General features: G+C 71.8%; 18 protein-coding genes. 11 read left to right on the top strand and 7 right to left on the bottom strand.

Going from position 1 to position 23,882, the window contains the following annotated elements:
• Positions 1-13: 13 nt before the first annotated feature.
• Complete coding sequence (locus FREUN1FDRAFT_RS09910) at positions 14-2,053, bottom strand: BTAD domain-containing putative transcriptional regulator (protein WP_006539882.1); 2,040 nt, start codon at positions 2,051-2,053, stop codon at positions 14-16.
• A gap of 160 nt (positions 2,054-2,213) precedes the next feature.
• On the opposite strand from FREUN1FDRAFT_RS09910, the gene FREUN1FDRAFT_RS09905 reads away from it, so the two are divergent.
• On the top strand, positions 2,214-3,095 hold the full coding sequence (locus FREUN1FDRAFT_RS09905) for an alpha/beta fold hydrolase (RefSeq protein WP_006539881.1): 882 nt from the start codon (positions 2,214-2,216) through the stop codon (positions 3,093-3,095).
• A gap of 103 nt (positions 3,096-3,198) precedes the next feature.
• Here FREUN1FDRAFT_RS09905 and FREUN1FDRAFT_RS09900 read toward each other — a convergent pair whose 3' ends face one another.
• Positions 3,199-3,837, bottom strand: a complete 639-nt coding sequence (locus FREUN1FDRAFT_RS09900; protein ID WP_006539880.1) for a TetR/AcrR family transcriptional regulator — start codon at positions 3,835-3,837, stop codon at positions 3,199-3,201.
• A gap of 108 nt (positions 3,838-3,945) precedes the next feature.
• On the opposite strand from FREUN1FDRAFT_RS09900, the gene FREUN1FDRAFT_RS09895 reads away from it, so the two are divergent.
• The 3 genes from FREUN1FDRAFT_RS09895 (at position 3,946) to arfB (ending at position 8,720) form a co-directional block, all read left to right on the top strand.
• Positions 3,946-4,725, top strand: coding sequence for a glucose 1-dehydrogenase (locus FREUN1FDRAFT_RS09895; RefSeq protein ID WP_006539879.1), 780 nt, complete (start codon positions 3,946-3,948; stop codon positions 4,723-4,725).
• 273 nt (positions 4,726-4,998) lie between these two features.
• A complete protein-coding gene (locus FREUN1FDRAFT_RS09890) occupies positions 4,999-8,043 on the top strand; it encodes a leucine--tRNA ligase (protein ID WP_035951174.1) in 3,045 nt (1,014 codons plus the stop codon).
• Positions 8,044-8,297: 254 nt separating this feature from the next.
• Positions 8,298-8,720, top strand: a complete 423-nt coding sequence (gene arfB / locus FREUN1FDRAFT_RS09885) for an alternative ribosome rescue aminoacyl-tRNA hydrolase ArfB (protein WP_035951173.1) — start codon at positions 8,298-8,300, stop codon at positions 8,718-8,720.
• A 228-nt stretch (positions 8,721-8,948) separates the two neighbouring features.
• Here the strand turns inward: arfB and FREUN1FDRAFT_RS09880 are convergent, their stop codons facing one another.
• Positions 8,949-9,326 (bottom strand): hypothetical protein, encoded by a 378-nt coding sequence (locus FREUN1FDRAFT_RS09880; RefSeq protein WP_006539876.1) that lies wholly within the window; start codon positions 9,324-9,326, stop codon positions 8,949-8,951.
• A 21-nt stretch (positions 9,327-9,347) separates the two neighbouring features.
• Positions 9,348-10,253, bottom strand: a complete 906-nt coding sequence (gene mca, locus FREUN1FDRAFT_RS09875; protein WP_006539875.1) for a mycothiol conjugate amidase Mca — start codon at positions 10,251-10,253, stop codon at positions 9,348-9,350.
• 566 nt (positions 10,254-10,819) lie between these two features.
• On the opposite strand from mca, the gene greA reads away from it, so the two are divergent.
• The 5 genes from greA to FREUN1FDRAFT_RS09850 all read left to right on the top strand — a co-directional run bounded on the left by greA (position 10,820) and on the right by FREUN1FDRAFT_RS09850 (position 16,983).
• The gene (gene greA, locus FREUN1FDRAFT_RS09870; RefSeq protein ID WP_006539874.1) at positions 10,820-11,305 is read left to right on the top strand and encodes a transcription elongation factor GreA; all 486 of its coding nucleotides are present in this window, start codon (positions 10,820-10,822) and stop codon (positions 11,303-11,305) included.
• Positions 11,306-11,502: 197 nt separating this feature from the next.
• Complete coding sequence (locus FREUN1FDRAFT_RS09865; RefSeq protein ID WP_035951172.1) at positions 11,503-12,987, top strand: magnesium chelatase; 1,485 nt, start codon at positions 11,503-11,505, stop codon at positions 12,985-12,987.
• Positions 12,988-13,083: 96 nt separating this feature from the next.
• Positions 13,084-15,087, top strand: a complete 2,004-nt coding sequence (locus tag FREUN1FDRAFT_RS09860) for a VWA domain-containing protein (RefSeq protein ID WP_006539872.1) — start codon at positions 13,084-13,086, stop codon at positions 15,085-15,087.
• A 57-nt stretch (positions 15,088-15,144) separates the two neighbouring features.
• A complete protein-coding gene (locus tag FREUN1FDRAFT_RS09855; RefSeq protein WP_006539871.1) occupies positions 15,145-16,422 on the top strand; it encodes a serine protease in 1,278 nt (425 codons plus the stop codon).
• A 99-nt stretch (positions 16,423-16,521) separates the two neighbouring features.
• Complete coding sequence (locus FREUN1FDRAFT_RS09850; protein WP_006539870.1) at positions 16,522-16,983, top strand: hypothetical protein; 462 nt, start codon at positions 16,522-16,524, stop codon at positions 16,981-16,983.
• 135 nt (positions 16,984-17,118) lie between these two features.
• Here the strand turns inward: FREUN1FDRAFT_RS09850 and FREUN1FDRAFT_RS09845 are convergent, their stop codons facing one another.
• Positions 17,119-18,009, bottom strand: coding sequence for an alpha/beta fold hydrolase (locus FREUN1FDRAFT_RS09845; RefSeq protein WP_006539869.1), 891 nt, complete (start codon positions 18,007-18,009; stop codon positions 17,119-17,121).
• A gap of 250 nt (positions 18,010-18,259) precedes the next feature.
• Between FREUN1FDRAFT_RS09845 and FREUN1FDRAFT_RS09840 the strand changes: the two genes are divergently transcribed.
• A complete protein-coding gene (locus FREUN1FDRAFT_RS09840; RefSeq protein ID WP_006539868.1) occupies positions 18,260-19,966 on the top strand; it encodes an MBOAT family protein in 1,707 nt (568 codons plus the stop codon).
• A gap of 191 nt (positions 19,967-20,157) precedes the next feature.
• Here the strand turns inward: FREUN1FDRAFT_RS09840 and FREUN1FDRAFT_RS45050 are convergent, their stop codons facing one another.
• Positions 20,158-20,289 carry a phospholipase domain-containing protein gene (locus tag FREUN1FDRAFT_RS45050; RefSeq protein ID WP_232295130.1) on the bottom strand — a complete coding sequence of 44 codons (132 nt, stop codon included), beginning with the start codon at positions 20,287-20,289 and terminating at the stop codon, positions 20,158-20,160.
• On the bottom strand, positions 20,285-22,180 hold the full coding sequence (locus FREUN1FDRAFT_RS09835; protein WP_006539867.1) for a phosphocholine-specific phospholipase C: 1,896 nt from the start codon (positions 22,178-22,180) through the stop codon (positions 20,285-20,287). Before FREUN1FDRAFT_RS09835 ends, FREUN1FDRAFT_RS45050 begins: the two co-directional genes overlap by 5 nt.
• Positions 22,181-22,881: 701 nt before the next feature.
• Between FREUN1FDRAFT_RS09835 and FREUN1FDRAFT_RS09830 the strand changes: the two genes are divergently transcribed.
• Positions 22,882-23,868: a DUF459 domain-containing protein gene (locus tag FREUN1FDRAFT_RS09830; RefSeq protein ID WP_006539866.1), complete on the top strand. Its 987-nt coding sequence runs from the start codon at positions 22,882-22,884 to the stop codon at positions 23,866-23,868.
• The last annotated feature ends 14 nt before the right edge of the window (positions 23,869-23,882 follow it).

Raw genomic sequence — 23,882 nt, 5'->3', positions numbered from 1 at the left:
CTGGCGGATGTCCCTACGGAGCGTCGCGCAGCGCGGCAGCAGCGGCCTCGGCATGGTGGCGGACCGGCCCGAACGAGACCAGCCCGCTGCCGCCGCCGGCCGACTCGCCCACGGCGGCGGCGAGTTCGTCACGGGCGCGGCGCAGGACCTGGTGCTGGCCGACCGCTGCCGCTGCCCGGGCCAGGACGCACCACAGCGCCTCCTGCAGGTGGTCATGGGGTGGGCGCGGGACAGCGGCGAGGGCGCGCCGGGCCTCGTCGTGAGCGCCTTCCGCCGCCAGCAGGAGCGGGCTCAGCCACGGTCCGTAGGGGCCGACGTCCACGGCGGCGAGCTGGCCAGGCGCGGGCAGGCCGTCGCCACGCAGCACGGGGACGAGCGCGACCAGGGCGTCGGCGCCTGCGGCGAGACCGGGCATCCCGCCGGTCGCGGTGGCCGCGAGGGCGCGGTCGTAGAGCGGTCGAGCCCGGTCCCAGCCGTGCTCCTCGCAGGTTCGCAGAGCGTGGAACCAGGCGGTGAAGACACCGGCCAGCGGGCGTTCGTGCCGGTGCGCGAGCCGGTCCACCGCGTCGGCCTCGGCTCCGGCGGCGTCCAGGTCGCCGAGCGCGGCCAGGGCCTGGAGGCGGACGATCCGACCGAGGATCTCGTGGCTCGGCAGGCCGTGGTCGACGGCGAGACCGGTCAGTTCGACGCCGATGGCGGCACGCCGGGCGGCCCCGCCGCACGGGCCGAACGCCTGCATGAAGGCACCGTTGAGGGCGAACGCCAGCACCGACGGGTCCCCCTGGGCCCGGGCCAGGCGGACCGCTTCGTCCGCGGCGCGCTCGGCGCGCAGCCGCCACGGCTCATCCGCCGGGGCCGCCCCGGCGAGCGGCGGCGGCCGGTCCGCGGCGGCATCGCCGCGGGACTCCACCGCGACGACCGACAGCAGCCGCGCACGCAGCACCGGCGGCCCCTCCGGGACTCCAGCGGCGGCGCGGGCCGCCGCACGGACCAGCTCGCCCGACGCGGCCGGGTCGTCCGCCCTGGTCCACACGGCAGGGACGTCATAGGAGGCGATCACCTGCGCCGCCAGCACCGGATCGCCGGTCGCCTCGGCCGCCGCGACCACGTCACCGCGCTGGGCACGCGCCTCCGCCAGCCCGGCCGCACCGGTGACGGCGAGATCGCGTACCAGGCCGGCCGCGGCGTGTAGCCGGGCCCGCGAGCGTGCGGGCACCGATCGGTCCCAGGCGGCCGCCGTCCGGTCCCACACGCTGTCGGCGATGCCGGCGCCCACGGTGGTCCGCGCCACGCCGGGGGCGGATCGGCCGGCGGTGATCCGAGCTTCGGCGCGGGTGAGCGCGGGGGACGGGCCTGCCCCGGCGGGCCGGACGACCAAACCGTGCGCACGGCGCAGGGCGGCAAGGGCGTCGCCCGGACGGCCGGCGTGGTCGAGGGCGGTGGCCAGCAGCACCCAGGCGTCCTCCCGTCCGGGATGGGCGGTGGCGTGGGCCTCCAGGTCGGGCAGTGCGTCGCGGGCGCGGCCCGTTGCCACGAGCGCATCGGCGCGCTGCTCGACCGCGCGTAGCCGCAGCTCCGTCAACCGGGTGCGCTCGGCAACGCACCAGGAGGCGTGCGGGAAGTCGGCGAGAGCGGGCCCCCGCCACAGGTCGAGTGCCTCGTCCCACAGCGCGGCGGCGGTCAGTGGCGCCGCGGCCGCGGCGCGGGCCGCGGCGTCCTCGAAGCGGCAGGCGTCGACGGCATCGCGGGCCGCGCGCAGGACGTAGCCCGGGCCCTGCGTGGCCAGCAGCCGGGAGGCGGTGCGCGGCGGCCGGTCCGGTTCGAGCGCGCGCCGCAGCGCGGCGACGAACGTGCGCACCGCGGCGACCGCGCCGGCCGGGGGCTCACCGTCCCACAGGTCGGCGACCAGCCGGTCGATCGGAACCACCCGGTTGCGGGCGACCAACAGCCGAGCCAGCACCTCCCGGTGGCGGGGTGCCCCGAGAGCGACCGGCTCACCGGCCGGCCGCCAGGCGGCCACCGGTCCCAGCAGTCCGAACCACAGGTCCTCCACCGCAGGATCCTCCACCCGGCGGCCGGTCCGGCGGCGCCGACGGGTGCCGGCTCGCAGGCCGCGCCGTCACTCATCGATCGCTCATTCGGGGCTCGCAGCATGGGCCTCGCCTCGGGCACCGGGCCGCCCCGGCCCCGCCCACGACTACCAGGAGCAGCCAGTGCACCCTCTGAGCATTCCCGGATTCGACGTCCACCGTGTGCAGGTCGACGACGGGGTCACCGTGGAGGCCGAGGTCGGCGGGTCCGGCCCGCCCGTCGTGCTGCTGCACGGCTTCCCACAGACCCGGCTCATGTGGCGGCATGTGGCCGCCGACCTCGCAGCCGACCACACCGTCATCTGCCCCGACCTGCGCGGCTACGGAGCAAGCGACAAGCCCGCCGAGACCGGGCCCGAGGTCTACGCCAAGCGGACCATGGCCCGGGACGTCGCCCGCCTGGCCACCGAGCTGGGGCACGAGCGCTTCACCCTGGCCGGCCACGACCGAGGCGCGCTGGTGGCGTTCAGGGCGGCTCTGGACCACCCGGAGGCGGTGGCCCGCGTGCTCCTCCTGGACATCCTCGCGACCCTCGACATGTGGGACGCGATGCACGGCGTGTCCGCTGCGGTGGGCTTCCACCTCTACCTCATGGCCCAGGCGCCGGGCCTGCCCGAGACGATGATCCGGTCGAGTGCCGACGCGTTCTTCGGCTACTTCCTCGACGCGTGGGCGAACGACGCGGACGCCGTCCCGGCTGCCGTCCGCCGCCACTACCTCGATTCCAGTGCTCGCGCCGTTCCCTCCATCGTCGCCGACTACCGGGCCTCGGCGCAGATCGACGTGGCCCACGACAGCGCCGACCGCGAGGCCGGGAACCGCCTCGCCATGCCCGTCACCGTGCTCCAGCAGGACTGGGGCGCGGCCCTCGGTTACCACGCCGAAGGGCTGTGGCGGGCCTGGGCGCCCGACCTGCGCCACCGCACCGTCAGCTGTGGGCACTTCATGGCCGAGGAGGACCCGGCCCTCATCGCCGCCGAGATCCGCGCCCTCGCCAGCCGCTGACCCGGCCCGCCGGGAAGTGCGGGCAGGCCCGCGGCCACGTCTGTATGTCGGGCGCCGGTGGCCGCGGGCCCGAGGCCGGGGTTGGGCACGGGACCGGACCGACTCACCCCTCGGCGGCCTGAGCCGCCGTGCCGTACCTGGCCTCCATCGTCCGGACCGCCTCGGCCACGACGCGTTCGTTGGTGGCGTCGTCGAGAGGCCAGCGGGGAAGCAGCATCCGCGGCCAGAAGACGTAGTTGGAGATCATGCCGAGGAACTGGGTGGCGGCCAGGTCGGGGTCGTCCACAGCGATCGTCCCGGCGTCCCGTTCGGCCTCCAGGTAGCCGCGGACGGACTCGAAGTAGGGCATCTTGCCTCGGTTGAACTGGGTCTCCCCGAGCTCGGGGAAGCGGGGCAGCTCGGCGATGACGATGCGGAACAGGTCGGCCATGCCAGGGCGGGTGAGCAGGTCCACATAGCGGCGGCCGATCGCGGTCAGACCTGCCCGCAGGTCGCCGGCCGGGGGCCGCACCTCGTCGTCCCCCGAGTCCCAGGAAGCCGTGACGATCGCGTCGAACAGGGCCGCCTTCGTGGGGAACTGCCTGAACAGGGTGGCCTTGGAGACCTCCGCCGCCTCTGCGATCTTCGCCAGCGAGGTCCGGTCATAGCCGGAGTCGAGGAACAGGCGGGTGGCCGCCTCCAGGATCGCGGCCCGCTTCTGCTCGGCGACGCGCTGGTGGTAGGCCGAGGGCTCGCTGGTCATGGCACCAGCCTAGACGAGAAGGTGAGCCACTTGACTCACCACGTGTCGCACCCTAGGTTCAGATGCGAGGCGAGTCGCTCGTCTCACTACCTGAAAGGGCCATCCACCATGGGACGCTTCGACAACCACACCGTTCTCGTCACCGGCGGCACCGGCGGCCAGGGCTCCAGCCATCTGCGCGCCTACCATGCCGAAGGCGCAGGCGTCGTCATCGCCGACATCAACGACGACGGCGGCCGGGCCCTCGCCGCCGAGCTCGGCGACCGCGCCCTGTTCGTCCACCTCGACGTCACCGACGAGGAATCCTGGAACGCCGCCATCGCCGCCACCGAACAGCACTTCGGCCCGCTGTCGATCCTGGTCAACAATGCCGGCGTGCAGAATCCGGCGGCTCCCGTCGAAGCCACCGACCGCCGCGTGTGGGACCGCGTCCTCGACATCAACCTCACCGGCACGTTCCTGGGCATCAAGGCGGCCGTTCCCTCCCTGCGCCGCAACGGCGGAGGGGTCATCGTCAACATCGCCTCCACATCCGGCATCGGCGGCACCGCCCACTACGCCCCGTACGTCGCCGGCAAGTGGGCTGTCCGCGGCCTCACCAGGACCGCCGCGCTGGAGCTCGGCCGTGACAACATCCGCGTCAACGCCATCCACCCCGGCGTCATAGCCACCCCGTTCATCACCGAGCCCGCCGCGGGGGCCGACGCACCGATCTCGGACTTCTACTCCCCCGAGCCCTTCGCCATCCCCCGGCTCGGCCAGCCCGACGACATCACCCGCGCCCTGCTGTTCATCAGTTCCAACGAGGCGTCCTTCGCCACCGGCTCGGAGTTCGTCATCGACGGCGGCCTGCTCCTCGGCCCCGCCCTCAGGTACGAGGCCGCCTGACCCCGGACCCGCGATCGCCGACGCCGGCCGGCCCCGCAACCCGCCCGCCCGCGGCCGGCCGACAGCGGCCGGCCGACAGCGCCGCCGCCGGCGATCGCGGCCGCCCGGATACGCTGGACGCCAGGAGTGATCCACGCCGTTCCCGCGCCCCGGCCCACGACCATCATCGCCACCGCCACCGCCCTGGCGGGCCAGCGGCCGTCCGTCGTCGGCCAGGGGGCGCGCGAGCGGGCACGGGTCAACAGTGATCGATGTCTTGGGATGCGACCTGCGATGAACGAGCCCACCGAGCGCGAAACCCCCGTGACGCCCGCGGGCGGCGACGCCGACCTGCCCCACCGCTACGACTCGCGGCTCGCCGCGGAGATCGAACAGCGCTGGCAGCAGCGGTGGCTCAAGGACGGCACGTTCGAGTCGCCGAACCCGACCGGGCCGCTGTCCGCCGGCTTCGAGGCCGTCCAGGGCCGCGATCCGTTCTACGTGCTGGACATGTTCCCCTACCCGAGCGGGACGGGTCTGCATGTGGGCCACCCACTCGGCTACATCGGTTCGGACGTCTTCGCCCGCTTCCTGCGGATGACCGGACGCCACGTGCTACACACCTTCGGCTATGACGCCTTCGGGCTGCCCGCCGAGCAGTACGCCATCAACACCGGCCAGCATCCGCGGGTGACGACCGAGGCGAACATCGCGAACATGCGCCGCCAGCTCTCCCGGCTGGGTCTGGGTCATGACACACGCCGCGAGATCGCCACCACCGACACCACGTACTACCGCTGGACCCAGTGGGTCTTCCTCCAGATCTTCAACAGCTGGTACGACGACGAGGCCGGCCGGGCCCGGCCGATCAGCGAGCTGGTCGAGGCGTTCGAGAGCGGGCGCCGGTCGGCGGTCGGGCCGGGCGCCGGCGAGGCCAACCCCCGCCAGGCCGAGTGGTCCGAGCTGACGGCGAGCGAACGGCGTCGCGTCGTCGACGCCCACCGCCTCACCTACATCTCCGAGGAGCTGGTGAACTGGTGCCCGGGCCTGGGCACGGTGCTGGCCAACGAGGAGGTCACGCCCGAGGGGCGCAGCGACATCGGCAACTATCCGGTCTACCGGCGCCCGCTGCGCCAGTGGATGATGCGGATCACCGCCTATGCCGACCGGCTGATGTCGGATCTCGACCTGGTCGACTGGCCCGACTCCATCAAGCAGATGCAGCGCAACTGGATCGGGCCGAGTGACGGCGCCGCCGTCCGGTTCACCACGACGACCGGTGCCAGCGCCGGAAGCGACGCCGGTGGCGACGCCGGCGCGCCGGTCGACATCGAGGTCTACACGACCCGTCCCGACACGCTGCCCGGCGCGAGCTTCCTGGTGCTGGCTCCGGAGCACCCGCTCGTCGACGCGCTGATCGCCACCGACTGGCCGGTCGACACCCCGGCCAGCTGGCAGTTCGCGCAGGGCCGGCCCGCCGGCCCGCTCGAGGAGCACTGGACCCCACAGGCAGCCGTCGACGCGTACCGCGCCTTCGCCGCCCGGCGCAGCGACCGCCAGCGCGGCGGTGCGGAGATCGACCGCACCGGCGTGTTCACCGGGGCGTTCGTGACGAACCCGGTCAGCGGTGACGCGATTCCCGTCTTCCTGGCCGACTACGTCCTGCTCGGCTACGGCACTGGGGCGATCATGGCGGTGCCGGCGCACGACGACCGGGACTTCTCCTTCGCCCGCGAGTTCGGCCTGCCGGTACAGGCCGTGCTGGAGCCGGATGAGGCCTGGCACTCCGAGCACGGGGTGCCCGCGGGAACGCCGGCGTCCGCCTGGCCCGCGCCGTTCGCCGGTGAGGGCACGTATCTGCCCGGCCCGCCGAACCGCCCGGGCCTCGTCGGCCTGTCGAAGGCCGAGGCCATCAAGACCACGGTCGGCTGGCTGGAGGACGCCGGCCGCGGCCGGGCCACCCGTTCCTACCGGCTGCGCGACTGGCTGTTCTCCCGCCAGCGGTACTGGGGCGAGCCGTTCCCGATCGTCTTCGACGACGAGGGGCTGCCGATCGCGGTTCCCGAGGACCAGCTGCCGGTCGAGCTGCCCGAGATGACCGACTTCCGGCCGCGCGCGATGGCCGACGACGACGAGAGCGAGCCCGTCCCGCCGCTGGCGAGGGCCACGGAGTGGACCACGGTCACCCTCGACCTCGGCGACGGCCCGCGTGAGTACCGGCGCGAGCTGAACACCATGCCGCAGTGGGCCGGCTCCTGCTGGTACTACCTGCGCTACCTCGACCCGACGAACTCCGAGCGGTTCGTGGACCCGACCGTCGAGCGCTACTGGATGCACTCCGAGCGCGGACCCGCCGGCGACGGCGGCGTCGACCTGTACGTGGGTGGCGTCGAACACGCCGTCCTGCACCTGCTCTACGCGCGCTTCTGGCACAAGGTGCTGTACGACCTGGGCCTGGTCTCGACCCGGGAGCCGTTCAAGCGCCTCTACAACCAGGGCTACATCCAGGCCGACGCGTTCACCGACGAGCGCGGGATGTACGTCGCCGCCGCCGAGGTCGTCCGCGGTGCGGACGGGACCTTCACCCACGACGGGGCCCCGGTGAACCGGCGCTCCGGCAAGATGGGCAAGAGCCTCAAGAACAGCGTCAGCCCTGACGAGATGTACGACAGCTACGGGGCGGACACGCTGCGTGTCTACGAGATGGCGATGGGGCCGCTGGACGCGCACCGCCCATGGCGAACCGACGACATCGTCGGCTCGTACCGGTTCCTGCAGCGACTCTGGCGCAACATCATCGACGAGGAGTCCGGCGAGCCGCGGGTGCGTGACACCGGGCTTGGCGACATCGAGTCGGGCGACGAGGTCACCCGGGCGCTGCACCGGACGATCCTGGCCGTCCGGACGGACTACGCCGAGCTGCGGTTCAACACCGCGGTCGCCCGGCTGATCGAGCTGACCAACCTGGCCAGCAAGCACTTCGGCGCCGGGCTCGCCGGGCCGCCGCGGGAGCTGGCCGAGGCCATGGTGCTGATGGTGGCGCCGCTGGCACCACACCTCGCCGAGGAGCTGTGGACGCGGCTGGGGCACGCCGGCTCGGTCTCGACCGTCCCCTTCCCCGAGGGGGACGAGTCGCTGGCCGCGGCCTCGACGGTCCGCCTGCCGGTGCAGGTCAACGGCAAGGTGCGGTTCACGATCGACGTCGCGCCCGACGCGGACGAGGCCGCGGTGCGCCAGGCGCTGGAGGCACACGAGGACTACCCCCGCCACACGGCCGGCAAGACCGTCAAGCGCCTCATCGTGGTCCCCGGCCGGATCGTCAACATCGCCCTGGGCTGACGGCACAGCCGGGCTGGCGGCACAGCCGGGCTGACGGCACAGCCGGGCTGGCGGCACAGCCGGGCTGGCGGCACAGCCGGGCTGGCGGCACAGCCGGGCTGGCGGCACAGCCGGGCTGGCGGCACAGCCGGGCTGGCGGCACAGCCGGGCTGGCGGCACAACGGGTAACGGCGTCGCGGGCGGATCAGCCCGAAATGCCCGCGACGACCGGGCCGTCGCCCTGGGACGATGGCGGGGTGCTGCCGAGCGTTCTGATGATCCGGCCGGGGTTCGCGATCCCGGCCGGCGAGCTCACGTGGCGCTACTCGCGATCCGCGGGGCCGGGTGGGCAGTCGGTGAACACCTCGGACAGCCGCGTGGAGCTTTCGTTCGATCTCGCCCGGGCGCCATCCGTGCCTGAGCGGATGCGAGCCAGGGCGCTGGCTCGGCTGGAGGGTCGCCTGGTCGGCGGGGTCCTGACCCTGGCCGCGTCCGAGCATCGTTCACAGCTACGGAACCGGGAGGCCGCGGCGGCCCGGCTGGCCGCCATCCTGCGGGAGGCCACGGCACCTCCGCCGCGGCCACGGCGGCCGACCAGCCCCACCCGTGGTTCGGTCGAGCGGCGGCTGGCCGGCAAGAAGCGCCGTAGTGAGATCAAAAAGGATCGTGGCGGGGGCCGCCGCGGGCCGGACGAATGATCGGGCAGATTCCGAGCTCCGAGCTCCGAGCCGTGGGCGTGGCTGCTGCCGGGCAAGAGTTGAGGATCGTGGTCGTTCTCGCGACCGAAATCCTCAACTCTTGCGGATTACCAAGCGAGCCCGCGCCCCTTTTGTCCCTCTTGGGATGAATTATTGGCGCTGCGCGAGGGCGCGGGATCCCCGGCGGGTGGCCGTGCCACGGGTGGCCGTGCGGGGCGGGAGCTCGGCTCAGGCCGAGCCGGTTCCCGTGTCCTCCGCTGCTCCCTGTCTGCCGCGCTGGCGGGGAAGCTTCTCCTTGGCTCCCTTCGCCCCCTTGGCCGGCGCGGCCGCGCCCGCACTCGCACCCGCGGGCCCCTCGGCGCCGCGCTCGGCGGTGGCCAGGGCGCCCGCCGCCGGGTCACCGCCCGCCTCGCCGCGGTTCGTCAGATCCCCGCGCGGCCGGCCGAACTCGCCGTTCTCCACGTTCGTCCGCATCCTGCGCAGGCTCTTCGAGAGGAGCACGAAGAGCCCGGCTGACGCGAGGATCAGCACGAAGACCACGAGGGCGCCGCTGGTGCCCGTGCCTATCTCGGCGGCGAGCCGCACCCCGCCGGACGTGTCATCCACTGACCAGCACCTCCTGTAGTCTCAGCGGATTCCGTTGAACAGATCGTCTTCGGGTAGTACGCCCACCTCGATCAGGGACCGGGCGAGCTGGTAGTCCTCGGTGGGCCAGGCGTCGCGCTGCAGGGTGAGCGGCACCCGGAACCACGGCCCGTCCGGGTCGACCTGGGTGGCGTGCGCGAGCAGGGCGCGGTCCCGGACCTCGAACCAGTCCTCGCAGCGGACCCGGGTGGTCAACCGGCCGGTGTCCTCCGCCCGGTCGATCCATTCGTCCAGCCGCTTCGCGTAGGGCGACTCCAGGCCCGCGGCGCGCATCCCCTCGTGCAGGGCGAGGATGCGGTCCTTGTGGAAGGTCAGGTGGTAGTAGAGCTTCAGCGGCTGCCACGGCGCAAGGCCCACCTCGACGCCCACCTCGGTATAGCGGGAGGGGTCACCGGCGGCCTCGAACGCCTCCACGCTGATCTGGTGGGTCATGATGTGATCCGGATGCGGGTAGCCGCCGTTCTCGTCGTAGGTCGTGACGACCTGCGGGCGGAACTGGCGGATCAGGCGCACCAGCGGGCGGGCGGCGTCCGCGAGGGGCTGCGTGGCGAAGGTCCCCTCGGGCAGTGGCGGCAGCGGGTCACCTTCGGGCAGCCCCGAGTCGATGAACCCCAGCCACTCCTGCTGCACTCCGAGAATCTTCCGTGCCCGTTCCATCTCCTCACGCCGGACCTCTGGCATCCGCGCGAGGACCTCGGGCGAATCCATGGCCGGATTGAGGATGCTGCCCGCCTCACCGCCGGTACACGTGACCACCAGCACCTCGACGCCCTCGTGGGCATAGCGGGCCATCGTCGCCGCGCCCTTGCTGGACTCGTCATCGGGATGCGCGTGGACGGCCATGAGCCGCAGACCACGCTCCTGTTCGGCCGGGAGCATGCAGCCCATTGTGGCTGACGTCCGGAGCGGACCGGGCCGGCCAGCGCTCGCGCGGCGGCCACCTGGGCCGCCGCAGGGCAGCCCCTCGGGGGCCCTCAACCGCCTGGCTGCCCGCCAACCGGGGCGGTCGACCGCCCCGGGAACGAGGGACCGACCGGCACAAACGAGACCCAGCTCACTCTCGATCTGGAAAAGTCACCGAGCGGCGTGGCACAATACACCGTCCGCACACGCTCCAAAGATGCCGGTTCACCGGTCTGCGGGCGGACGGTCTCTGGCAGGTGGCGTCGTCTGCAAACCGACATCGTCGTCGGGCCCACCTTTGAGGGATCATCGGCCCGTGACCACGGCGGGAAGTCGTCATGACGACCTCGCACCGTGGGAACCGACGTCGAGGGCGGCCCGGACCACCTGCTCGCACTGAAGCAGCAACAGCACTGAACCAGCGACCAGCACTGAACCAGCAACAGCCCCGTGGCGCCTGCCGTGAGCGGGCCCCACCCGGGCGCGCCGCCGGGAGCCTCGGCTCCCTCCGATAGACTCAGAACTTTGGTATTCCTCGAGGAGCGTGACGCGTGACGCAGCAGACCTGGCTCACCCAGGAGGCCTACGACCGACTTCGCTCCGAGCTCGAGTACCTCACGGGCACCTGGCGTACGGAGATCGCCACGAAGATCGAGGCAGCCCGTGAGGAAGGCGACCTGCGGGAGAACGGTGGCTACCACGCGGCCAAGGAGGAGCAGGGCAAGCAGGAGGCCCGGATCCGCCAGCTGATGGATCTGCTCCGCGACGCGCGGGTCGGCGAGACCGCGCCCGCCGTGTCCGGTGAGGCCGGGCCCGGGATGATCGTCGAGATCAGGTTCCCCGGTGAGAAGGAGACGGAGAAGTTCCTCATCGGCTCACGCGAGGATCACAGCACGAGCATCGAGGTGTTCTCTCCCGCATCTCCCCTCGGCGGCGCCGTCACCGGCCACAAGGCCGGCGAGACGGTGAACTACACGTTGCCGAACGGCCGTTCGGCCGCGGTGGAGATCGTCGCGGTGTCGCCGTACGCGGGCTGAGCGGCCTAGCGGCGCCGTACCTGCGGGACCCGTACCTGCGGGACCCGTACCTGCGGTTACGCACCTGCCATGGGGCGCGGTGAGCCGACGGGAGCGGGCTGGCGGGCCGGCGCGGCGACGCCATAACGCGACTACGCCATAAGCGGACGACATCCCATGCCGCTGCGCGCGGGCCGGTGTGGACGTACCGTCAGCTGGTGGCAGATCCGCCGGCTCCGCACAGTCCGTCCACACCTCCCACGAACCACACCGCCACCCCCTCGGCATCCGGGCCTCCGCCAGCCGCCATCACCCTTGCTGACCTGCGCCTTTCCGGCCATCGTCACCGGTCGGTGCGGGCCGAGCTGCGGGAGAACCTGCTTGCGCGGATGCGGTCGGACGAACCCCGGTTCCCGGGCATCGTCGGTTTCGACGACACCGTTCTCCCGCAGGTCGAGCGGGCACTGCTCGCCGGGCACGACATCGTGTTCCTGGGCGAGCGAGGCCAGGGCAAGACCCGTCTGATCCGGACGCTCGTCGGTCTGCTCGACGAGTGGTCGCCCGCCGTGGCCGGCTGCGAGATCAACGATCACCCCTACGCTCCGGTCTGCGGCCGGTGCCGCCTGCTGCTCGCCGAGATCGGCGAGCAGCTGCCCGTGACCTGGCGGCACCGCTCCGAGCGGTTCGGGGAGAAGCTGGCGACCCCCGACACCAGCGTCGGTGACCTGATCGGCGACGTCGACCCGGTCAAGGTCGCCGAGGGCCGCACTCTCGGCGACCCCGAAACCGTGCACTACGGGCTGGTGCCGCGGACCAACCGCGGCATCTTCAGCGTGAACGAGCTGCCCGACCTCGCCGAGCGCATCCAGGTGGCGCTGCTCAACGTGCTGGAGGAGCGCGACATCCAGGTCCGCGGCTACATGCTGCGGCTACCGCTGGACCTGCTGCTGGTCGCCTCCGCGAACCCGGAGGACTACACCAACCGCGGCCGCATCATCACCCCGCTCAAGGACCGTTTCGGTGCCGAGGTCCGCACCCACTACCCGCTGCGGCTGGACGACGAGCTGAGCCTCATCCGCCAGGAGGCCGTGATCTCCTGGGCCGACGCGCCGCTGGGCACCCCCGAGCTGCCCGACCACCTCATCGAGGTGGTGGCCCGCTTCACCCGGCTTGTCCGCGACGCGCCGCAGGTCGACCAGCGCTCCGGTGTCTCGGCCCGGCTCGCGGTCGCGGCGGCCGAGACGGTGGCCGCCTCCGCCGTTCGGCGGGCGGCGCTGACCGGGGAGGACAGCGCGACCGCAAGGGTCGTCGACCTCGCCGCGATCGTGCCGGCGGTCCGCGGCAAGGTCGAGTTCGACCAGCTGGAGGAGGGCCGGGAGGACGAGGTCCTGGCGCTGATGTTGCGCCGGGCCATCGCGGAGACCTTCCGCGCGAAGCTCGCCGGGACCGACCTCTCCGGTCTGCAGGAACGCTTCGAGCGCGACGGGGCCGTGGAGACCGGCGATCTCGTCCCGGCCGCCGAGCTGCTGCGCCGGATCGGGCCGGTACCAGGCCTGTCAGCGATCCTCACTCGCCTGGAGGTCGACGGGGCGGAGTCGCCGGGGCTGGCCGCCGCGGCGCTGGAGCTGGCGATGGAGGGCCTGCACCTCAACCGGCGCCTCGCCAAGGAGGAACTGCCCGGGCGGACGGTGTACGGCGGCTGACCGTCGGACGGTTCGCCCCGTCAGGCGGTTCGCCCGGCCACGCGCGACTCGCCCGACCACAAACAGAATCACGCGGCAGGCCACCAGGAGGCACCGGTGAGCTCCGGACAGTTCCGATACGGCCCCTGGGACGGCGGGCCCGACCCGCTGGCGTCCCCCTTCTCCGCAACCGACGCCGTCGACGAGATGTCCCACCAGATCCTGGAGGGACGCACGCCGCGGGAGGCCCTGGACACCCTGCTGCGCCGGGGCATGCCGGGCCGCCGCGGCCTCGACGACCTGCGCCGCGCGATCGAGCGCCGCCGCCGTGAGGCCCGTTCCCGCGGCCGGCTCGACGGCACCCTCGACGAGGTCCGCCGTCTGCTCGACACGGCCATCGGCCAGGAGCGGGCCGCGTTGTTCCCCGACCCCGGCGACGAGGCGCGGCTACGGGAGGCGGAGCTGGACGCGCTGCCGTCCGATCCCGCCCGCGCGGTGCGGGAGCTCGCCGACTACGACTGGCGCTCGCAGCAGGCCCGCGAGACCTACGACCAGATCTCCGACCTGTTGCGCCGCGAGGTGCTCGACGCGCAGTTCCGCGGGATGAAGCAGGCGTTGCAGGGCGCCACCCCGGACGACCTGGCGCGCGTGCGCGAGATGGTCCGCGATCTCAACGACCTGTTGGAGGCGGACGCGCGGGGCGAGGAGACCGGGGCCCGCTTCGAGGAGTTCATGCGCAGGCACGGCGAGTTCTTCCCGGAGAACCCCCGCGACCTCGAGGAGCTTGTCGACTCGCTGGCCCGGCGGGCCGCCGCGGCCCAGCGGCTGCTGGCCGGCCTCACTCCGGCGCAACGCCAGGAGCTGGCCGATCTGATGGCGACCGCGATGGAGGACCTGGGCCTGTCCGGCGAGATGTCCCGGCTGTCGCGGGCGCTGCAGTCAGCCCGCCCGGACCTGGACTGGGGTGGGCGGGGACGCGGGCGCGGTCGGGCTCGTGGACGCTTCCCGGAGGCGATGACCGGGGACGAACCGCTCGGCTTCGGGGACGCCACGAGCGCGCTGGAGGATCTCGCCGAACTCGACGAGCTCGCGGCCGCGCTCAGCCAGGACTACCCGGGCGCCTCCCTCGACGACGTCGACCCGGAAGCCGTCGAGCGGGCGCTGGGCCGCACCGCCGTCGACGACCTGCGCCAGCTCCAGCAGATCGAGCGTGAGCTGGAGCGACAGGGCTTCATCACCCGCCGCGCGGGCGCGCTGGAGCTCACCCCGCGGGCGGTGCGGCGCATCGGCGACGCGGCGCTGGCCCGCATCTTCCGCGAGGTCGCCGCGCGCGGGCGCGGTGATCACACGAACACCGACGCCGGTTCCGCCGGTGATCTGCTCGGTACCTCCCGGCGCTGGCAGTTCGGCGACACCCAGCCGATCGACGTGGTCCGCACCGTCCGCAACGCGGTGCTGCGGGCGGGGCCGCCCGGCCCGGGCCGCCGGGTGCGGCTTTCCGTCGACGACTTCGAGGTCGCCGAGACTGAGCGACGCACCAGCGCGGCCGTCTGCCTGCTGGTGGACCTGTCGTACTCGATGGCCCTGCGCGGCACCTGGGGGGTGGCGAAGTCGACGGCACTCGCGCTGCATTCGCTTGTCACCACCCGTTTCCCCCAGGACAAGGTGCACATCATCGGCTTCTCCGACTACGCGCGGGAGTTGCGCCCCGTGGAGCTCGCGGGGCTGGACTCGGAGATGGTGCAGGGCACCAACCTGCAGCACGCGCTGCTGATCGCGGGCCGGCTGCTGCGCCGGTATCCGGAGTCCGAGCCGGTGATCATGGTGGTCACGGACGGCGAGCCCACCGCCCATCTGCAGCGGGACGGTTCGTCCTCGTTCTCCTGGCCACCCATGCCCGAGACCCTGGAGCTGACCCTGGCCGAGGTCGAGCGGCTGACCCGCCGCGGTGTGACGATCAACGTCTTCATGCTGGACGACGAGCCCCGGCTCGTCCGGTTCGTCGAGGAGATGGCCCAGCGCAACGGCGGTCGGGTGCTCTCGCCGGACCCGGCCACCCTCGGCAGCTACGTCATCCGGGACTACCTGCATGCCCGGGGGGCCCGCCGGGTGGCTCGCTGAGAGACCGACCGCCAACTGCAGGCACTATCAGTTAACTAGCTGCTACCGTGCGCGGTCGTGGTGACAGAGTGCGAGCGCGACGAGGACCACGACGGAGGCCACGACCAGGGCCGCGAACGGGGCGGCGGAGCCGATCGGCATCGGCCGTCGAGGAACCGGCCACGGCGGACGAACCGGCTGCGGCGGACGAACCGGCCGCGGCCGGCAGATCCAGCCCGGGCGACGGGCCGACCGGCGTCGCGGTGGCGTGGACGACGGCACCTCGCCGGCGCCCTGGCCGCGGCGGCCGCGCTCTGCGCCCTCGTACCCGGCACCCTCCTGCCGGCGCTTCCCACACTGGCCTCCGCGGCGACGGGTGGCGACCACAGCCCGGCGCAGTCCCTGCGGTCCGCCCTCAGCCGGGAGCTGCCGGGGCCGTTCGCGGGTCCCTATTCCGAACCGCTGAGCCGCCCGTACGCGAAGCCGATGTCCGCTCCCGTCGCCCGGACCGATCTCGAGCAGGCCCGGATCTCCGCCTACTGGTCGGCACAGCGGCGCAGCCGCGCCCAGGTCGCGGACGCGGCCGGTCGGGACGGCCGACCAGTGCCGAAGCGGCTCGACGGGCCCACCGGGACCGATCAGACCCTCGAGGCCACCAGCCCACCGCCGCCGAGCACCGGGTCGCCGTACCGCTACGGCGGCCTGGTGGCGAAGACCGTCGGCCGCCTGTTCACCACGATCAACGGCATCGACTACGCCTGTTCCGCCACGGTCGTGACGAGCACGGGACGCGACCTCGCGGTGACCGCCGGACACTGCCTGCACGAGGGCAGCGGCGGTGCCTTCGCGACCAACGTGGCCTTCATGCCCGGCTACTCCGACGGCTCCCTGCCCTTCGGGCTCTGGGCCGCCCGGCTGATCACCGTGACGCCGGGCTGGGGCCTGCGGGGCGACTTCGACTACGACACCGGCTTCATCCTGTTCAACACGCGCGCCGGGCAGCACATCGAGAATGTCGTCGGCGGCGAGAAGATCGCCTTCAACCAGCCCCGGACGCTCGCCCAGTACGCCTTCGGCTACCCCCGGCTCGGGAAGTACACCGGCGAGGAGCTGATCTACTGTGCCGGGCCGTCCAGCGACGACCCTTATGGCACCACCTCGATGGGCCTGGCCTGTGACATGACCGGCGGGGCCAGCGGTGGCCCGCTGTTCACCGGGCTCGGCCGGGCCGGGCCCGGCGCAGGCTGGGTCGACAGCGTCGTCAGCTACGCCTACGCCTCGGACCCGGAGACCGTCTACGGCACCTACTTCGGTCGCGCGATCGAGCTGCTCTACTACCAGTCGAACGACCTTTGACAGCAGCCGGACGGCCGGTCGGGACTACCAGTCGAGCAACCGCCGGCGCGGCGCCGCCCGGTGGACCGGCCAGCAACAGCCGCCCGATACGGTCTGGTCATGCCGCATTCAGGCAGCTACGGACTCTTCCTGACCCTGCACGTACTCTCCGCGTTCCTCCTGGTCGGCCCGCTCTGCATGACGATCGCGACGGCACCCTGGCTGGTCCACGCGGGCCCGGCCGCTCTGTCCAGGCTGCGGGCAGCCGCCCGCACCACCTGGTACCTCCCGCCAGCGACGATCCTGGTCGCGGTGTTCGGACTGGTGATTGTTCAGCGGGGACCGTTCGGCAGCCTTCGCCGGATCAGTGATCCGTGGCTGCTGACATCCGGCCTGTTGTGGATCGCGGCCGTAGTGATCAGCATGGCCGTGATTTCCAGGGGCCTGCGGCGGGCCGTCCACGACATCGAGCGCGGCGGCGACGCGCGCCGCCAGCTCCCGGTGATCACAATCGGCGCCGCCGCCACGGTCACCTGCTGGATCCTGATCATCTGCCTCATGGTGATGAAGCCGGGTTACTGAGCCTTCTCCGTCGTCCACTCGGACTCATTGCATACCTGGTCGTGGACCGGGAGAGGGAAAGGGCTCATTGAGCCTTTTCCCTCGTCGACTCCGACCTGTGGCTACAGCACTCGACAAACGTGAGATGGAAGAGGCTCATTGCACCGCCGCGCGCAGCGACTCGCCGTGGTAGGTGACGTCGTCGACCCGGTCCAGAAGCCGCTCCCAGATCTCGCGGGGCAGATCATGTGCCATCCCGTCGATCTCCAGGAGCTCCGCGGACGGAACGGTGGCCGCCGTGAGCCGCCCGCCGCGCACCGGGATCAGCGGATCGTGCGTTCCGTGCACCACGAGCGTCGGCACCCGCAGGCCGCGCAGCGCCGCGGAGCGGTCCGCCGCGACCAGGATCGCCGCCAGCTGACGCGCCACCCCGGCGGGGTTCTGCCGGCGTTCCCAGAGCTGCCTCGACCGGCTGTGCAGCCACGGGACGTCGACCGCGAACTCCGGCGAGCCGATCACCCGCGCGGACTCCTCCGCCCTGGCGATGAACTCGTCCAGGCTGGTCGGGCTTGGCCGTAGCAGCAGCTCGACGGCCTCGTCCGACGGCTTGACGCTGTGATCTCCGGGGTGGGACATCACGGAGGTGAGGCTGCGCACCCGGTCCGGGCTGTTCAGCGCCAGCAGCTGCGCGACCATCCCACCGAGCGAGACGCCGAACACGTGGGCGGACTCGACACCGAGGGCGTCCAGCAGCCCGATGGTGTCCGCGGCCATGTCCTCGAGGCCGTAGGGCGCGAGCGCGGTCTGGCCGGACACGATCCCCAACAGGTCGGGCGGGCCATGCCAGTCCAGATGGGTGGAATGCCCGACATCACGGTTGTCGAACGTGATCACGTGGTAGCCACGCCGGACCATGCTCGCCACGAGGTCGGGATGCCAGCCGACGAGATGCTGCCCGAGCCCGCCCACCAGCAGCAGCGGGAGGCCGTCCGGATCACCGTGCGTCTCGACGGCCAGCTCGATGCCGTTGGCCGGAACGATTCTCATGACCCGGGACGGTAGCGACAGTCCTACCCGTTCGTCAGTACACGGCTACGCATTCGGTTCCAGCTCACCGTCGGACAGGCGGCGTTGTACGTCCGCCGGCGCGGGGCCTGACCGGGTTCGTCCCGGCCAGACCGTGCGGCGCCAGCCCACCAGCGTGTGTCCAGGCCCGTCGAGCGGCGCATCCGCCGCACTTCAACTACGTTCTGTAGTGAATCTTTTCCTTTCCGTAGCAGACGCCGGACGGTTACGCGTGGTATTTCCTACGATCGAGTTCGCCGCGTTCCTGGTGATCGTCATGGCCGTCTCCTGGCTGCTCATGCCGATTCCGGCGCTGTGGAAACCGTTCATCCTGGCCGCCTCGTACTTCTTCTATTCCTATGCAGACGCCCGCTTCGTCCTGTTGATCATTTCCTCGACGCTGATCAACCAGCTCGCCGCCGTGGCGATCGGGCGCTGGCGCGACCGACGGATCCTGATCGCCGCGATCGTCTGCGATCTCGGACTGCTGGGCTGGTTCAAGTACTACGGCTTCTTCGCGCTGTCCGTCGACCGGGCCCTGCAGGACGTCGGCCTGCCCGCACCGCTGCCGCTGCTGCAGGTGGCGCTGCCCATCGGCATCTCCTTCTTCACGTTCCAGGCACTCTCCTACGTGATCGACGTCTGGCGCGGCGACATCCGGCCCGTCTCGCTGATCGACTTCGCCGTGTACGAGGCCTTCTTCCCCCACCTGGTCGCCGGGCCGATCGTGCGCGCGAGCGAGTTCACCCCCCAGCTCGCCACTCCGCGCGACCCGAGCCAGGTTCAGGTCACCCGGGCGATCTTCCTCATCGGCGGCGGCCTGGTGAAGAAGGTCGTCCTGGCCGACCTGCTGGCCACCCGGATCGTGGACCCGGTCTTCGACGCCCCGGGCCAGCATTCGTCCGGCGAGATCGCGGTGGCCGTCTACGGGTACGCCGTGCAGATCTACTGCGACTTTTCCGCGTACTCGGACATCGCGATCGGCGTGGCCCTGCTGCTGGGCTTCCGGTTCCCCGACAACTTCGACCGCCCCTACGCCGCCGTCAGCCTGCAGGACTTCTGGCGCCGCTGGCACATGACGCTGTCCCGCTGGCTGCGCGACTACGTCTACCTGCCACTCGGCGGCAACCGCCGCGGGCGCCGCCGGACCTACCTCAACCTCATGATCACCATGGTTCTCGGCGGTCTGTGGCACGGCGCGGCGTGGACGTTCGTCATCTGGGGCGCGCTGCACGGCGGCGTCCTCGCCGGCGAGCGCGCCTGGCGCGCGCACCGCGGCGGACCGGGCGGACGTCCCGGGCGCGGGTCCACCGGGTCCACCGGGCCCAGGCATCGTGCCGGCGGTGCCGGCGGAACCGGCGGTGCCGGCGGGGCAGGCGGCACGGTGGTGTTGCCGCGGCCCAAACAGCCCGAGCTGACAGAACCCGGGCTTGCGGCGTCTCACCCCCTGCCCGCGCCGACGCCGTCGTGGGAGGAGCTGCCGGGCACCCGCGTCGCACCGACCGGTCCCCACGAACCCGGGCTGGCCGCAGGGGCGGCCGCGCTCGAGACGGCGGCCCCGCCGATCGCGGCGACGACCCCGATGCGCGGCCCGACGAACCTCCCCCGGGTCTGGCTCGGACGGATCCTCGTCTTTCACTTCGTCTGCGCGGCCTGGGTCCTGTTCCGGTCCCCCGACCTCGGAACGGCGGCCGAGATCTTCGGCCGGCTGTTCACCGCCGGCGGGCCCTCTCCGCTGGTGACGACGACCGTGCTGGTCGCGATCGTGGCGGGGCTGGGCGCCGCCGCGGTGCCCAGCTGGTGGTGGGTGCGCGCCCAGGGCCTGTTCGCCGCCCGACGCCTCGGCACCCAGATCATCCTGGTGGTCACCTTCCTGCTGGTGATCTACGCCTTCGTCGGCCAGCAGGACGTCGCCCCGTTCATCTACTTCCGGTTCTGACCGCGTCCGTGGAACAGCCCGGGGCAACGACACGACGTAGGAGATCACCAGCAATTCAGGTCAATATGGATGAATGACACACAGAGTCAACTGACAATCCACAAGATGTCGATTGACAATCCACAAGAAGGAGGATTTTGGTTGCCGCAGCAGCCAGAATCCTCACTTCTTGCTCGGCGGCAGCAGCGAGGTCAGTGGCCCAGCTGCGGGTCGCTGATCGAGGACGAGCCGTCCTCCAGGTGCCCCGCGAACCCGCGCACCCAGGTGGTGCCCGGCACGGTGACGGTCAGGTCGTACCAGCCGCCACTGCCACGGGTGTCAATGGTGATCTGTGATCTTCTTGTTGCCCTTCGCCTGGGAGACCCGCCCCTGGTAGGCGCTCGCTACCTCGACGGCGACGCCCTTCGGCGCGTCGATGGACAGCTGCAGCGTCTTCGAGCGGCCCGAGCGCGCCACGGTGACGGTGACGGTGTCCGACGCGGCCGTGCCGGCATACCGCCGGAAGAATCCGTTCGGGCCATGCAGGTGGATGTCGTAGTCGCCACTGACCGGCCAATCCGCGCGCAGACGGTCCCCGGCGCCGACGGTGTAGCTGTGCGGCGCACCGACGGGGGCGAGCAGCCGGGCCTGGAAGTGCGCACCGAGCGACCCACGGTTGTCGAGCTCGACGGAGATCACCGGCTTCTTCGCCGTGCTCTTCTCCGTGGCCTCGAGGTAGTACGGCGTCGGGCGGGCCGGCCGGGTGCCGGACTCCTGCTTCGGCATCTGGCCCACCGCCGGCACGCTCGGGCGGTAGGTGGGGTGGCGCAGCCGGTCGGCCGGCGCCCACGCGGTGGTGTCGGGCAGCCGGGGGTTACGGGCATCACGGGAGAAGTCGAACGCCGAGGTGAGGTCGCCGCACACCGCGCGCCGCCACGGCGTGATGTTGGGCTCCTTGATCCGGAATCGCCTCTCCAGGAACTGGATGATCGAGGTGTGGTCGAAGGTCTCCGAGGAGACCCAGCCACCGACGCTCCACGGCGAGACCGCGAAGAACGGCACCCGGGGCCCGAGGCCGTAATGGCCGTCACCCAGCGGTCCGGTGTAGAACTCGTTGTCCGTCCGGACTGTGCTCGCACCCGGGATCAGCGGGTTGTTGACGTGCGGCGGGACAAGGTGGTCGAAGAAGCCGTCGTTCTCGTCGTAGGTGATGAGCAGGACGGTCTTGCTCCACACCTCCGGGTTGGCGGTCAGCGCGTCGAGAACCTTGGCGATGTACCAGGCGCCGTAGTTCGTCGGCCAGTTCGAGTGCTCACTGAACGTCTCGGGTGCGACGACCCAGCTGACACTCGGCAGCTGGTTCTTCGCGACGTCGGCGCGAAGCAGCTCGAAGTAGTCCTGGCCATCCCGGTTCTTCGTGCCCCGGCGAGCCTTCTCGTACAGCGCGTCGCCCGGCACCGCGTTGCGGTAGCTGTTGAAGTAGAGCAGCGAGTTGTCGCCGTAGTTACCGATGTACGGGTCGCTGGTCCAGCCCCAGGAACCGGCGTCGTCAAGACCGGTTCCCTCGTCCTGGTAGATCTTCCAGCTGACGCCCGCGGCCTCGAGCCGCTCCGGGTACGTCTTCCAGTCGTAGCCGAGCTCGTCGTTGTAGAGGACGGGCCCGCCGCCCTTGCCGTCGTTGCCCGTCCAGCCCGACCACATGTAGTAGCGGTTGGGATCGGTGTTGCCGATGAACGAGCAGTAGTAGGCGTCGCAGACCGTGAAGGCATCCGCCAGGGCGTAGTGGAAGGACGCGTCCTGCCGCTGGAGGTAGGCCATGGTGGCCGTGCCCTTGGCCGGCACCCACTGGTCGTAGACGCCCTTGTTGAGCGCCCGCTGGCCGTCGGACCAGCTGTGCGGAAGCCCGGTGAGGAAGGCCGCGCCGAGGTCGGCGGCGTCGGGGTGGAAGGGCAGGAGCTCACCGGTGCCGTTCGGCTGGCTCCAGACCTCCTTTCCGCTGGGAAGGATGGCCGGATGCGGGTCACCGAAACCCCGGACGCCGCGCAGCGCGCCGAAGTAGTGGTCGAACGAGCGGTTCTCCTGCATGAGGACGACGACGTGCTCGACGTCCCGGATGGTCCCGGTCCGGCGATTCGCGGGGATCGCGGCGGCGCGCGCGATGCTCTGGTCGAGCGCGGTCAGTGCGGCGGCGCCGCCGGCCAGGGTCACAAACCGGCGACGATCGAGGTCGACCATGGGGCTCCTTGCCCGAGAAAGTGTGATCCGAGGAGTGCGGGTCGGCCAAGATTTGCGCACCGTCACAACCGGCGGGCGTCTCGCATGTGACCAGCGAGCGAAGCCTTTTCGCCCACCGGATACCAGAAGGTCAGCTGGCGGACTTCCCACCCGTTTCCGCGCGCCCGAGTTCAGGCCGGGGCTACCTCCAGGCCTTCGGCAGCTCCTTTCCAAGCTCACGGACGGAGCGTGGGTCAAGCGGCAGAACCAGCGATCATCACTTAAGGTAAGCATCCGAATACATATGCCGTTGATCGCGGGGAGTGTTCATGACGCAGCGCGACGAGCCGACGGCCTCGACGCCATCCGCGCCTGCCCCACGCCGCAACCCGGATCGGACGGCGCCCACCCCACCCGGCCAGGCCGTGACCGCCCCTCGCGCCAACAGCGCACCGGCCACCGTGACACCGGCGACCTCGGCTGCCCAAGCGGCGTCGGCAAACCCAGCGGCACCCGCAGCTCCAGCACCCGCGGCCCCAGCACCCGCGGCCCCAGCGGCGTCGGAAACCCCTGCGGCACTCGGAGCCCCGGCGGCCGCCAGCCGAACTCCGGCCAGTCCGGCCACCGCGGGCCCGGCCGCGCCACGACCGCCGGCCACTGAACCGTCGGCTGCTGAACCGTCGGCTGCAGGGCCCGAGCCGTCGGCGCCATCGGTGCCCACCATGTCCGCGCGCCGGGCGCTGCTGCTGGTGGCCGCGTGCCTGGGGCTGCTTGCCGTGCTGCGATCCGCGGCGATGGTGCACGCCGGCGAGGGGATGCCCCCGGGCACCACCCGAGATCTCGTCCTCGGAGTCGCCCGCCCGCTGGACCGGATCACCTCCACGCTCAGGCTCAACCAGCCCGACCGGCTTCTGACAACCGCGTTCGGGCACCCCGACCCGACCGGCGCGAAGGCGGACAGTTCCGAGCTCGCCTCAGCCGCCGCGCTGGCCGAGCCGGGGGCGACCGGCGGCCAGGACCAGGCTCCCCAGCGCAGGGAGAACGTCGTCGCGGCGGCGCCCCTGCGGACGCCGACCGCTACCGATCCGCTGCGGGTCCTGGTCACGGGCGATTCGCTGACCGAGTCGCTGGGACCGACGATCGCCAACACCGAGCCGGCGACGATCCATGCCGAGACCGACACCCGTTTCGGCACCGGGCTGGTACGACCGGACTTCTTCGACTGGGCGACCCACGCCCGGCTCCAGATCGCCGGGCGCAACCCGGAGGCGATCGTCGTGATCATGGGTGGCAACGACGGCCAGGGCATCACCCAGCCCGACGGCACGATCCTGCCCGCGGGCTCGGACGAGTGGGCGGCCGAGTACCGCCGCCGGGCGATCGTCCTGATGCGGATCTGGTCCGACGGCGGCAGCCGGCGCGTCTTCTGGCTGAGCCTGCCGCCGGCCCGGTCCGGCACCCTCAACGGCTACTTCGCCCGCATGAACGAGGCGACCCAGGCCGCCGCCGAGCGGGTTCCCGGTGCACGCTTCCTGGACCTTCGTCCGATGCTGTCCAACGCCGGCCAGTACACCGACTACCTGACCGACAGCAGCGGGCGTTCCGTGCTCATCCGCACCAGAGACGGGGTGCACCTGACACTCGACGGAGCCCGCCTGGCCGCCGCTCCGGTGCTTCAGACCCTGGCTCAGGAGTGGCACCTGCACTGACGGTCGGCCAATCA

The sequence above is a fragment of the Parafrankia sp. EUN1f genome (genome assembly GCF_000177675.1).
In the GTDB taxonomy this organism is placed as follows: Bacteria; Actinomycetota; Actinomycetes; order Frankiales; family Frankiaceae; genus Parafrankia.
Note: the sequence above shows the minus strand (reverse complement) of the source record. Positions and strands in the feature narration are given on the sequence as shown.